11 protein-coding genes are annotated in these 11,931 nt (G+C 54.1%); 3 read left to right on the forward strand and 8 right to left on the reverse strand.

Annotated features, from left to right (window positions below; translation table 11 throughout):
• Window positions 1–36: 36 nt before the first annotated feature.
• The 7 genes from HKK80_RS12200 to HKK80_RS12230 form a co-directional block, all read right to left on the reverse strand.
• Window positions 37–1,431 carry a Cdc6/Cdc18 family protein gene (locus HKK80_RS12200; RefSeq protein WP_411799884.1) on the reverse strand — a complete coding sequence of 465 codons (1,395 nt, stop codon included), beginning with the start codon at window positions 1,429–1,431 and terminating at the stop codon, window positions 37–39.
• Window positions 1,432–2,392: 961 nt separating this feature from the next.
• Window positions 2,393–4,543, reverse strand: coding sequence for a type B DNA-directed DNA polymerase (locus HKK80_RS12205; RefSeq protein ID WP_411799873.1), 2,151 nt, complete (start codon window positions 4,541–4,543; stop codon window positions 2,393–2,395).
• Between the two features lie 613 nt (window positions 4,544–5,156).
• Window positions 5,157–5,804 carry a ribonuclease H-like domain-containing protein gene (locus HKK80_RS12210; RefSeq protein WP_411799874.1) on the reverse strand — a complete coding sequence of 216 codons (648 nt, stop codon included), beginning with the start codon at window positions 5,802–5,804 and terminating at the stop codon, window positions 5,157–5,159.
• Window positions 5,804–6,115 carry a hypothetical protein gene (locus HKK80_RS12215; RefSeq protein ID WP_411799875.1) on the reverse strand — a complete coding sequence of 104 codons (312 nt, stop codon included), beginning with the start codon at window positions 6,113–6,115 and terminating at the stop codon, window positions 5,804–5,806. Before HKK80_RS12215 ends, HKK80_RS12210 begins: the two co-directional genes overlap by 1 nt.
• 2 nt (window positions 6,116–6,117) lie before the next feature.
• A complete protein-coding gene (locus HKK80_RS12220) occupies window positions 6,118–7,062 on the reverse strand; it encodes a hypothetical protein (RefSeq protein WP_411799876.1) in 945 nt (314 codons plus the stop codon).
• A 201-nt stretch (window positions 7,063–7,263) separates the two neighbouring features.
• Window positions 7,264–7,929 (reverse strand): helix-turn-helix domain-containing protein, encoded by a 666-nt coding sequence (locus HKK80_RS12225; protein WP_411799877.1) that lies wholly within the window; start codon window positions 7,927–7,929, stop codon window positions 7,264–7,266.
• 123 nt (window positions 7,930–8,052) lie between these two features.
• Window positions 8,053–9,081, reverse strand: a complete 1,029-nt coding sequence (locus HKK80_RS12230; RefSeq protein WP_411799878.1) for a Cdc6/Cdc18 family protein — start codon at window positions 9,079–9,081, stop codon at window positions 8,053–8,055.
• A gap of 70 nt (window positions 9,082–9,151) precedes the next feature.
• Here HKK80_RS12230 and HKK80_RS12235 point away from each other — a divergent pair, with 70 nt between their 5' ends.
• The gene (locus tag HKK80_RS12235) at window positions 9,152–9,583 is read left to right on the forward strand and encodes a hypothetical protein (protein ID WP_411799879.1); all 432 of its coding nucleotides are present in this window, start codon (window positions 9,152–9,154) and stop codon (window positions 9,581–9,583) included.
• 65 nt (window positions 9,584–9,648) lie between these two features.
• On the opposite strand, the gene HKK80_RS12240 is transcribed toward HKK80_RS12235, so the two are convergent.
• Window positions 9,649–10,323, reverse strand: coding sequence for an RNA polymerase subunit sigma-70 (locus HKK80_RS12240; RefSeq protein WP_411799880.1), 675 nt, complete (start codon window positions 10,321–10,323; stop codon window positions 9,649–9,651).
• 312 nt (window positions 10,324–10,635) lie between these two features.
• Between HKK80_RS12240 and HKK80_RS12245 the strand changes: the two genes are divergently transcribed.
• Window positions 10,636–11,454 carry a ParA family protein gene (locus tag HKK80_RS12245; RefSeq protein WP_411799881.1) on the forward strand — a complete coding sequence of 273 codons (819 nt, stop codon included), beginning with the start codon at window positions 10,636–10,638 and terminating at the stop codon, window positions 11,452–11,454.
• On the forward strand, window positions 11,451–11,858 hold the full coding sequence (locus HKK80_RS12250; RefSeq protein WP_411799882.1) for a hypothetical protein: 408 nt from the start codon (window positions 11,451–11,453) through the stop codon (window positions 11,856–11,858). Before HKK80_RS12245 ends, HKK80_RS12250 begins: the two co-directional genes overlap by 4 nt.
• Window positions 11,859–11,931: the final 73 nt, after the last annotated feature.

Consider the following 11,931-nt stretch of genomic DNA (forward strand, 5'->3'; position numbering starts at 1 on the left):
TTTCGAGAAGTAAGTGTGAGGAGAAGACGGGCGAGATTAGTTATTACTCCGGAATTGCTTCAGCCGTTCGCGGACAACCGCGCTGATAGTCGCCTCTTCGTGAGCTAGATCTTCGAACCGGGAATCCTCACGAATCGTCTCCATGATTGTTTCCGGGTCTTCAGAGAGAGAGAAATACATATGAACTCCTCTACCTCGACCCTTACCTCGTCGCTCAAAGTCTAACACACCGTACGTGCTCTGCTCAGTGACATGATTGACGAACGTCTCACGACTGTACTGATCCGCATCTATCGTATCAGCAATGAATTGGTACGTCTTGAACGCAGGTCCAGCAGGTATCCATTCAGGATGTTCTCTTGCGTAGTTGGCCGTCGACGCCACGGCGTAGATAGAGAGTTTCTTTTGAGTCGAAATGCCGCTGATATGGCGGAGCTTTCGGTTTTCGGTGTATTTCTCCTGAGCATCACGGACATCAGTCTCCATAACCGTGTCAGCCCCACGCCGCTCGGCTAATTCGCCAGCCCATCTGAGGAGATCAATCGCTTTCCGCGCGTCCCCGTGTGTTTGGGATCCGAACGCAGCAACAAGCGGAACAACGTCATCTGTAAGTGAGTCTGGCTTGAACGCGTCCCGCCGGTTGCGGAGAATGCTACGGAGTTGGTTCGCATCGTAATCGTCGAAGAAGATATCGTCAGGGTTGTAAGAACTCTGTGCGCGGCTGTTAAGATCCTTCATGAAATTGGCGTAGTTTGTGATCGTCGTGAGCGAGATGGGACCATCAAAGTCGGCGAGTTTGCGAGCCCGTGAAAGCTGGTAGATGAGAGAATTGTACTCTGCTTCCTGATATGGCCCTTCGAGCATATCGATTTCATCGAGGATGAAGATGACCCCATCGTAATACTCTCGCATGAGTTCGTACAGTCGTTCGAGTTTCTGATCCGTTGAGACGCCGGTTTGGGGAACGCCAGGATCGACACCGAGGTCGTCGGCAGCAGCTTTCACTAAGCGGTAAACAGCCCGGTCTGCAGTCTTCGGACCCTCACAGTTGATAGAGAGAACCCCGAAGGTCTTGTCTTGAGATTCACACAGTTCGACAATCTGTTTGCAGACTGCATGAATGATTAGCGATTTGCCCGTTCCAGATGGCCCACTCAGGAGCATATCGGGGATCCCTTCATTCTGGAGAACCGGTTTTAGATTGTCGACGACACGGCCAAGCTGATCATCACGACCGACAATACGATCTTCATCGATGATTGTGTCTGATCGAACGAGATCTTTGTTCGCGAAAACGCCACCGGACGATTCAGTTTGGAGCCGATCACGAATTGAGATACCGCTACCGTCGTCATTAATCCCTTCTTGAGACGAATCGGTGGGATCTGATCCGTTTCTGACGGTCGTTTGTGACGTGCCAGTAGACTCCATCTCCTCATCCATCAAGTTAGGATCTTCAGGATCAGGAGAAGGAGATTCAGGATCCTCTTCACCTTCCGGATTATTTGATCCCGCTCTACGTCCCTCTCGTCCCATTATGAACCTCCTCGAACTCTGGGTATAAAAATATGAACCCTTGGGGAGTTGTAACCCGGCGAAAACAGCCTATTTAACCACTACAACCTCGTATCCTCTGAATGAGTCAGATACCGTCTTCGGAATCTATCACCCCCCGTTGTCGAGTTGTAACGGTTCGACGAATCACGCTATCGTCGAACATCCTCGATGACCCAGATCTCCGTTTCCGAGTTTTAAGATGTTGAGGGGAGGTAACACACCTAACTCGATTCTCTGGTAAACAAGTGTAACGAGAAATGAGTCGATGTGGGTTTCGGAACTAAATACAATTAGTCTGGATTTTGTGAATGACGCTTTTGATGATGGTCTTTCCCTCACACCCCGTTTTCGAGTAGTAAGCACGAGAAATGGCGCGGAAGAACAAGGATCGTTGAACCCATTCACGAATGGGAAGAATACCGCGGTTCAGACATAATCGATAGTAGTGTAGCATTGTTGATATTCAATGTTTCACCCCTCCCCCCTTTTTCGAGTTGTAAGTCGCGGGGAACAGGCCATCAAAGACGTAGCATAGTGAGAGCTGAGGTGACTGAAATTGATGTAGAGACGATGAGACGTGATAATCCACGATATGATGATCACAAACGAGAGTAATATACATCAAATATAAGATATTTTTATTTATCCCTAGTGCGGTTATGGTAGGTTAACATGTGATATAAAATTTTCCATCTATAGTTGTCAGTTAGAAAATTAGATACTCAGCCTCTCTATCGCGTATCTCCGCCATTATCGGCTGTTTTGCAGCCCGTCTTGTTGTTCACCCCCTCTGATACCACGAGTTTACAACTCGAAAAAGGGGGGAGGGGGTTTGTCAAGTCCAGTCCGTGATACCAACTATATGTGTTCCGTTGAGTTGTCGGCGGATATCGTTCAGATTCCAGTCAAGAGGTGCCAGTATACTCTCGATAGCTCGGATCAACTGCGTTTCGTAGTACGAGGTATCGTACGACTCTATCTCCTCGTGGGCTAATGCGACCTGTTCTCTCGATGATTTTTTATCGTCCACGACCACATACTCGGTATCCTGGCCCGGGTGGACTGTCAGTTCCTGATCGCGGGCTCGCTTCAACGCGGCTACGTTCTGCGTATTCTGTGAGTAGCTCTCCAGTGGCTTGGAGACACGGTTCCGCTTGACGAGCCGCTCAACTGCAACGTCGCCCGCCTGCAGTTCGTCGATTGCTCGTTCGAGCCGTCCAAGCACCGCGTCCGGTGACCGCGTAGAGTCAAGTCGTCTGAGGCAGTCACGCTGGACGTTCTCGATGAACGCCGGCGTTGAGCGTTGGCGGGCTTCGATGCCTCTGATCTTGAAGTCGTCTTCGCCGGCGATCTTTCCGAAGTATTTCGTCAGCGCGCCGGCATCGCTTTCACGTTGTGGGACGAACGCCACCCAGTCATAGTGGGCCTCGTATTCAAGTCGAATCTCGACACTTTTAGTGATACCTGTCGCGAGTGTCTCGAGATCCTCGCGCTCATCGTCGTCGACGTCGGGATCGGGTGTCACCCATATCGAATCGACGATCCCATGTACCACGCGCCACCCACCAGCTTCCAGCCGTTGTTTCGCCGTTAGCAGAATCTCGCGAGCGAACGCATTGATGGCTTCGTGGCACTCGATACGTCCAAATTTCGCGTTGCTGAATCCCTGGTACCCAAAACAGGCAACGAGGATCCATTTCAGTGCGCCTGATCGCCCTTCGAGTTCTGCCAGTCGTTCTTCGTCGGGATTGTCCCGTTGTCTCTCGCGACGGATTGCCGCCTTGATCTCGTCACGAGCGTCAATGATCGGTTGTAGCACATCGACGAGGTACCCCTGTTCGTTACAAATCGAGTAGCCGAGCTCGGGGACATCCTCACGGTCGCTATGACAGTCACACCGGATTACATCGGGCGAGACGTTCCGCGTACAGATAATGTTCGGATAGAGGCTCGAAAAGTCGAGTTCGTGAACATCTTCGTGGAGCCCTACCTCTGGGGCGAAGATGAAGCCGCCGCGGTCGGCGTCGTGGAGCGTTCCCATCGGTTTGAAGAACTCGTGTCGCCAGGAGTTCCACGGGACGAGGACACCGCGGTCGTGGGCCTCGCAGATTTGAATCGCCGTGAGTACGTTTCCGATCGACGCCCACGCGAGCTCCTGAATCGGTTTTTTCGACCGCGACACGAGGTCGAGGACGCCGTCGAGGTTCGTCTCCCCATAGAAGAACGTGTTCGACTCGTCGATGATCGCCCGACCAGGCACGTTGTACCGCGCCGGCGAGTGGCCGACACGACCGTAGCTTGAGTACGTCGACCGGCTCGCCAGCTGCTGATAGTCCACGTTTGGCAACCGGCTCATGGAAAAATCGTCCATACCGGCTTCCGTCGCCATTTCGTGGAGGGTTGGGATGATATCGCTCGTTGAGCAGACCAGAATATCTGGATCGTGTTCTTCGAGTGCTGCTTGCACGATGTTCAGAATCTCCACCGGCGAGCCAGCGACAGTGTCACCGGCGACCGAGAGTTCCCTATAGGTTTCGTTGCTCGTTTCAGTTAACGGCACACCGATTCGCAGTATTGACAACTCGCACGCCGACGTCGGATCAATATTATTTTCAAGACAGTAGCGGAATTCTCGCGAGAAATCGACATTGAAGCAGGCGAGATCGCCGATTGGATAGTCCGATAGCTGCCGTGTCTGCCGGGCAAGTGGGGTGACGCGGTCGATGTGGGCGACATCAACGGCGAGGACTGTCTCCTCGTCTCGTCGAAAACTAGGCCGTCGCGTAACCATTTCAGTCGCGACGACACCAGGGTGCTGATTGTACACCGACTGGAGTGTGGTGAGATTGGGGTCAGCGTCTGGGTCACGAGCGGCGACGTAGAAACGTGGGGTGTAGTCGTCCCGTTCTGTTGGGATGGCACCGTCGACGGTTGTATTCCACTCTATGACTCGACCATCGTCCAGAAAGTCAATTGTGAACGGCATCTGTCTGCTTCAAACCGAACGATTCAGTCGTGGTTAAGCAATGGCGTGTTGCTTCCGTAGTTCAGAGAACGAGCTTGGTGGCCCGCTATCGGCATGTATTCTGCTATACAGCTGTCTACAATCGTTTCTTAGATGTCTTCCGGAATTCATGATTAACCAACAGTTGCCATGAATCTCCCGAATTTGTTGGTTAAGATCTGGGTTTCAGTATGATTGATGCCCCTACCTTTCCAAGTTTTGTCAAGAATTGCGTGCGAGATGGAGAGGTTGAGCCGGTCATGTCGAATTTTTGTTCGGGGCGAATAGACGCTGGATTCCAAAGTAAAAAACTGGAATTAGTATGCCAGTTAGAGCGACTCCCAAGAGGAGTGGGAGAATACCTGTTGGGTCAGGACTAACCACAAATGAGAGCCCAAATCCGAGTAAGAGCCCCACAAATGCGGATATAACAGCCAGTACGGCAGATTTCACGACGACAGCTTTCGTCTTGGAAGTAATAAGCGCGGTGTCTCTTGATTCTCTCTGAGCAGATAATGACCGATACGCGCCATCCATCTTTCATTATGTTTCACAAATATATTCTTTTTAATATTTCTACGAGAACGTCTCAATCTCAGGCGACGGGATCGAGTGACTTCATCGAGAAATCCGACTTCGAACAGTATCTCTCAGCCACGTCCATGAGGGCTCGTGTCCGCCGAATGTCGGCAACATTGTGCCGAACAACCGGTTCAAAATTGCCACTTTCCCAGGCATCGACGGCCTCGCCGCTATCATCGAACGGATCCAGTTTACCCAGATCTTCTCCGATTAATTCCTCGTACACCGCTGTGAGAGATGTCTCCGTCGTATTGAATCGCGATTCGAAAACGTCCATGAGATCGATGTACGGCAGTCCGAGGAACGGCCATTCGAGATTGTGAGCATTGAGCCGTGTCCGGACGAATGGGAGATCGAAGCCACCATTCCACGTTTCGCCGTTGTAGGCAACCAGCTTGATCTCTTGGGTGGTGAGGCTCGATTCGACAAAGTCAGTCATTGCTTCCAGGAGTGCTGCCTCGCTCTCATGTGTCGAGAGGACGACGGCTGGATTCATGTCTTTGTCCAACCGCTCCTCAAGCGACTTCGGCGTTCCACGGTCGTCGACGTTCAGAAACACTCGTGAGCTGATGTCGGCGTCAAACCCGATTACTGTCACTTGATCGGTCGTGTGGAACCCGGTTGTCTCGATGTCGAAGGCGACTGTCTTTAATTGTGTCATCACTTCTCACACTCCTTAGTTTCGTCTCCAGATTCTAGCAATTCCTCGTGTTCTAACGCCTGCTCTATTTTTTCTAGCCGCTGTTCGTGGTCATCGAGTCTGGCCTCCTGTTCGAGATCGATACTGAACAGTGCCGGCAGGAGCGGATTCTGGTGATTCAAGAGTCCGCTTGCATCAGCGTGCTCCCGGGCGTACTCGAAGAGTCGGTCGAATCGTGGTTGATCACGACGGCGGAGTGCCCGTCGGAACTCTGCCCATCGCTCTTCGATGGCTCGGAGTGCATCTCGGTATGTCGGATTCGTCCGGCCCATCGCTACCGCCCTCCTCCACCGGTGGCCGTCCACGCATCGAGTAGCGGATCTGCGGTGGCTGCCACTGTCTCACCGGTGGCTGTGACGCCTGTCCCAACGCCCTTGGCAGTCGATGTCGACGCCGGCGTCGTCGGTTCCACACCGACCTGTGTGGCACGCGCCGCGAGCAGCTGCCGCCAGTAGGCGAACGTCGTCTGGTAATACGCGCCGTCGCCAACGGGATAGACGAGCGTCTCGAAGTCCTCGCCGACGATCCGTGGTCCCATCCGAGTCTGTTCGCACTCCAGGTGGTAATCGGCGGCCGTCGCAACTGATTCGGTGAATTCGTTTCGTTCGTTTCGCGTAACGAGCACGGGGATGTCGTATCCATCGGCGTAGCTTGACAGCCGTGCCAGCGTTCGGGCCTGAAGCGTTTCCGCGTCCGTTTCACCGAGCGTATTGTCGGTGCGGTACTGGGCGTCGACGGCCGGCACGACGATGAGGGCGGGTGTGTGGGGAGAGGTGTCCTCGTCACGATTTGGTGGGTGTCGACTCTGTGCACCGGGATTGCCAGTCGCTGCCTGGATAGCTTTGTTCACAGCCGTCGGGAGATCGCAGACGGCACTGTAGTGTTGATAGGCGGTGAACCCGCGTGCAACATGGATTCGGTTGAGTAACCGTTGACTGGGGGCGATCTGGGCGAGTGTCGTCGTCGTCGTTGCGTGCCCGTTTGTGTCGACCCAAAAGGCAGGCCCATCGTTGAGGAGGAGATGATCGAGGACGAGCGACTGCAGGATCGGGACGCCACGGCTTCCCTCGACATCGAGCAGCGTGATGCCGGCGTCGAGCTGCGGCAACAGCAACTCGTCAGTAGCCGGATCGGCCTGGTCAGCGAAGGCCTGATTACGGTCGGCGTCGCGGGTCGGCTGGTCGACCGCCAATCGGTTCGAGGTTGAATGGGGTGGCATACTCGACTAGTTATCACTGTCCCCGATAACTCGCGGCGTGATGTTTCCGTGCTTCAGGGAAGGGGACGATACAGACGGAAACTGCCTCCTATGGTAGAGATTCTGCAAATGAGCGACTGTTTCCGAGAACGTTTCCAGAACAAGTCGCAACCTACGCTGATGTATTAACCAACACAATGAAATTTACGAGCGGCTTGTTGGTTAATCTGGGCTCGGCGGATTGTGGTGTGACGCATCGATATCTCTGTCGTACTTGTCGGCGATGATCTCCAAGGCGGGCTCGTATGCTGGGCGATTTTCCATCATCTGGTCGATAGCATCCTCTAACGGGATGACAGGGTTCCCGTCGACCCACTCGGTCTCGATACCGGTTGTCTTCGGGAACAATACGTAGTGAACATTCCCAGTGACCTCGTTGGCGTCTGGACGCTCGTTGAGTGTCGTCTCGACACCAAACTGCTGGAAGAACGCCATCCACCGTTCGATGTCACGATCGTGAACTTCGATAAACACTGGATAGTCGTCGTGGCTCCGCGCGATTTGATAGCCGCCCTCTGTCCAGACATACGCAGCATCAATCTCTGTAAACACGAACTCCATCCCAGCGAAGTGTGGAATGACGTATGCGTCCTCTTGGGAGATGCTGTCGCGGCTGTACAACGCAGCCATCATCTCGGCGTACTGCTGGCGCATCTCGTGATCGATGATCTGAATTCCATTATCGGTATTGGCGATAATATTTGTATTTTCTAACCGCTCAACCCAGTCGTATACCCACGAGTACGAGATATCGATCTTACTCGCGATGTGGTTGATAGAGTCGCCACGCTTGACTGCTAAGACAATCTTTCCAGCTGTAGCGTCCATCAATTCAATCATTGTAGGTAGTCTCTTTTCCGTGGCCCTGCCCCTCGCTTAGTTATCTCTATAGAGATAAAAATGTATAGAACTTCCGTCTAGCTCGGTCAAATACAAGATCTATCCGGGTAATCACTGCATCGGCGACGCAGCTGCCGAATCGGCGAGTGAGTACTCTCTATCCCGACTCGTCCCCTCTGCCTCAAGCAGGTTGTACTGCTCCATTTTCGAAAGGTACGTCCGAACAGTCCGTTTGGTTCGAGGATCGTCGACTTCCTCGGTGTAGCGGTCGTGGATCTCGCTCGGTCCAACCGGGCCGTGGTCGCGAACGATATCGTAGACGGCCCGCTGGTGCGGAGTGAGTGAGTCGAGACTCTTCTGTCGGATTTGTGCGCGAGCGTCCTCGGCGGCGTCGTACAGAATCTCGTCAGTAATCCGGTCGTGATTCTCGCGGTCGGCCGTGCTGGCCGCCGTCCGTAGGATGCCGATCGCCAGTCTGGCGTCACCGGCGGCCGCGTCGGCGATTTGGTAGAGCTGATCGTCGGTGATGACGTTCTCGTCGAGTCCCCACTTCGAGCGAGCACTCAGGATGTCGTATATTTGTTTGTCGCGGTATTTGTCCATTCGAACGTGCTCGCTGGAGCGTAGCCGACTCACGAGCCGGTCATCGACCCTGCCGAACAAATCTTCTTCTTTGTTCGCGATGCAGATGATTGCGAACTGTGGGAGGCTGTGGAGGTCGTAAATGAGGCTCGGGTCTTCGAGTTGGTCTACCTCATCGAGGATGACGACGGTTCGCGGCCCATCATGCTGCTGGAGACGGTCGACGAGTTCGTCATGTGGTGTCGACTGCCTGTGGATGTCAATCGTCGCGCCGATGTCGTCGAGGATTTGATAGAGTGTGCGGAATCGGGTATAGTTCCGCCAGCAGTTGACGTAGGTTGTCTCAACGTCGAGGATCTCTTCGCGGAGTCGTTCGGTGACGAATTGCGAGATGCACGTCTTGCCGGCGCCGCTGGGTCCGGTGACGATGGCCGTATCGGCGGGCTCTCCGTTCGTGATGGGCTCGAGAACGCTAGAGAGGTGGTTGACTTCGGCGTCGCGATGCTCAACTTCCCGAGGGACGAACCCGGCGCGGAGAACGCGAGCATCGCGGATCATCGTTGCTTGATAGACTGATTTTCGGGCAAGTCATAAAAGCGTGACCGGGTCGGTTCCGGGAAGACGTTATATGGCTACCGAGAGCTGTTTCGACCGGACGCTGTCAGTTGATTCTTGTTCTCGGAAATCACCTACTTCCGGAAACACATCTGAAGGTTCGAATGCGGGATTTGACGTTCCGGGGCACCTGATAGAGAACCTTTCATTTACTCCAGCCACCAACAAACCAGCAGTGAAGCACCGGCAAAGGGTCGAACACTTCCGCACAGACCTGCTTAACTGGGCGGAGGACAACCTGCGGTCATTCCCTTGGCGGGACACGACCGACCTGGCTGAAATCCCATTGGCCGAGGCCGACGTCACCGACTCGCTACGCAACCCGCTCACGGAGATCTGGCAGGAACTCGGCTGGAACGTCAACCTCCATTACGACGAAGACGGGAGCTGGATAGGACCGACAGTCCGGTTCGGGGATATTGGCCAGTTCCCTTCTGGGGGCTGAACGGCCGAATTAGAAATCGCTGTGAACCGTAGGAGTTCGATGAGTGCTACTCCGATTGCCGAAACTTATGATTGGACTCGCTCAGTCTTCCTGTCGGTGATGCCGAGATCGAGATCCTCGTACATCCGGTCGAGCATGGAGAGCGCTGACTGGAACTGGGCGTAGTTCTCACGCATATACTCGATCGTCTCTGCTCTCGGGATAACCGGGTACCCCTCGACGTGTTCAATATCGAGTGAGGAGCGTGGCTCGACGACAATATGCAGTGCCCCGTCCAGCTCGTCTTGGGGCTGCCGCTCGAATGCGGTAGGGAGATCGAACGACTCGAAAAACGCCTCCCAGGCATTGACATCTTGCTCACGAACAGCCAGGAACAGTGGATAGTCGTCGGGCTCGCGACCAACTTGGTAGCCGCCCTGGGTCCACACGTAAACGGCGTCGATCCGTGTGAATGCGAACGGCCAGTCTCCGAACTGGGGGATAACGTAGGCTTCCTCGATGGATGGTGGACTGACGCCGGCACTGGCCGCGACGAGCTCGCGGGCTGCGTCCCTCACGCGTTCGTCGACGACTGAGAGGCCGTCGTCATAGGTGACGTAGCCTACGTCTTCCAGCCGATTGACGGCCTGTCGTACCGTCTCATACGGTGTCTGAAGGTGTTGGGCGACACGGCGGATGGAGTCACCACTCTCGATGGCAAGGATAGTCTGTGCGGCCGTGTCGTCGAGCACCTCATACATCTGTCGGTTACCAACAATTCGGTAACAGTTAAAACGCTTACTAGATTGGCGTTAAATCACGATCTCTCCATTCGTCCTGAGAGTAGCCCTGGTTCCCGCTAAAAACACCCGGAACAACAATAACGAATTCAACGAGTGAAACGAACAGAACGAATGGGTTGATGGCAACGAGTGCGTTTATCTCCATGAGCGGAACGAACAGTTGGTTTTAATGTCGTTGTAATCCTCTCACCGAGTGAAACAATCTAACTGAACGCACCGCACTAAACAACCGAAACGAACGAAACGAACACAACGAGAGAAACGAAAGAAATGAACGACACTAACACCGCACGAATCACCGTGGCGAATCAGAAAGGAGGCGCGGGGAAGACAACTGATGTCATTCATACTGGCGGCGCACTCTCCGCCCGAGGCCACGATGTCCTCTTGGTTGATATCGACTACCACGGGGGGCTCACCTGCTCGCTTGGCTACAACGAACTGTATTACGATACCGACCGTACGACACTCTTCGATGTACTCGATTTCGACCAGATGGAGTCGGTGAACGAGATCATCGTCAAGCACGAGGAATTCGACATCCTTCCCGCCAGCGAGAAGCTCGCGAACAACAAGAACATCCAGACGTTGCTTGAGGCACCTAAAAGTCGTGAGCGCTTGGAGATGACGCTCGACGAGCTCGACAAAGACTACGACTACGTCATCGTCGACACGCCACCATCCCTGAACGTCCTCACCGACAACGCCCTCGTCGCGACCGGCAATGTCGTCATCCCCGTGATTCCCGAGAAGCTCAACGCCAACAGCCTCCAGATTTTCGCAAAGCAATTGAGTTCGCTAGAACCAGCCTACGGTGACATCAATCGGCTCGCTATAGTCTGTAATCGTGTAGAGCAGAACTCCGAACACCGCGATACGATTGAGGAGATCAAATCGGCGTACTCGTTGCCGATTTTCGAGATCCCAAAGCGGACTGATCTCTCCCAATCGATTGGCGAGGGTGTGTCCGTCTTCGGCTACGGAAAGGAGAATCAGCGTGTCGAAGATGCACGCGACCTGTTCAACGAGATTGCCGACCTGTTTGACGAGACGTTTGAGAAGACCGCACCTGAGGAGGTGGAAGCATGAGCGACGGCTGGGGCGATGCTTCTGGCATCGAGGGCAACTACGAGGAGGATGACGATGAGGTCGATTCCGGCGAAACGAGTGAGGTGAGGGAAACGGTGGAAACCAGTTCATCGACCGAAACGACCGGATCGACTTCAACGAGTGAAACGAACAAAACGAGCAAAACGAAGACGAACATTAAGGACGAGTGGAACGGGCGAACGATCTACGTTCCCGACGATATTCTCGACGAGATGGAGGACACCTACCTTGAGTCCCAGCTGAAGCTCCGCAAGGCGGGGCAGGACGAGTTCAAGAAAAACCGCCACTTCTACCCACTACTCGTCCAGTTCGGTATTGAGGCACTCTCCGAGGCGGATGCCGAGGAAATCCAGGCTTGGCTTTCGGAAATCGGTGATGATTGACCTCCTCCTGCGCCTGAAGACGCAGGAATCCCGAGCGTTGGGATATTAAGCTTTGCACGTCACCCGGCGGTTG

Origin of the sequence: Halonotius sp. F2-221B (assembly GCF_046719765.1) — an archaeon.
GTDB lineage: Archaea > Halobacteriota > Halobacteria > Halobacteriales > Haloferacaceae > Halonotius.

What these genes read in the sequence shown, in the direction of transcription:
- HKK80_RS12215 (WP_411799875.1), bottom strand. Translation starts at nt 6,115, where the DNA reads ATGGGCCGGACGAATCCGACATACCGAGATGCACTCCGAGCCATCGAA.
- HKK80_RS12245 (WP_411799881.1), top strand. Translation starts at nt 10,636, where the DNA reads ATGAACGACACTAACACCGCACGAATCACCGTGGCGAATCAGAAAGGA.
- HKK80_RS12220 (WP_411799876.1), bottom strand. Translation starts at nt 7,062, where the DNA reads ATGCCACCCCATTCAACCTCGAACCGATTGGCGGTCGACCAGCCGACC.
- HKK80_RS12225 (WP_411799877.1), bottom strand. Translation starts at nt 7,929, where the DNA reads ATGGACGCTACAGCTGGAAAGATTGTCTTAGCAGTCAAGCGTGGCGAC.
- HKK80_RS12235 (WP_411799879.1), top strand. Translation starts at nt 9,152, where the DNA reads ATGGCTACCGAGAGCTGTTTCGACCGGACGCTGTCAGTTGATTCTTGT.
- HKK80_RS12205 (WP_411799873.1), bottom strand. Translation starts at nt 4,543, where the DNA reads ATGCCGTTCACAATTGACTTTCTGGACGATGGTCGAGTCATAGAGTGG.
- HKK80_RS12200 (WP_411799884.1), bottom strand. Translation starts at nt 1,431, where the DNA reads ATGGAGTCTACTGGCACGTCACAAACGACCGTCAGAAACGGATCAGAT.
- HKK80_RS12250 (WP_411799882.1), top strand. Translation starts at nt 11,451, where the DNA reads ATGAGCGACGGCTGGGGCGATGCTTCTGGCATCGAGGGCAACTACGAG.
- HKK80_RS12230 (WP_411799878.1), bottom strand. Translation starts at nt 9,081, where the DNA reads ATGATCCGCGATGCTCGCGTTCTCCGCGCCGGGTTCGTCCCTCGGGAA.
- HKK80_RS12210 (WP_411799874.1), bottom strand. Translation starts at nt 5,804, where the DNA reads ATGACACAATTAAAGACAGTCGCCTTCGACATCGAGACAACCGGGTTC.
- HKK80_RS12240 (WP_411799880.1), bottom strand. Translation starts at nt 10,323, where the DNA reads ATGTATGAGGTGCTCGACGACACGGCCGCACAGACTATCCTTGCCATC.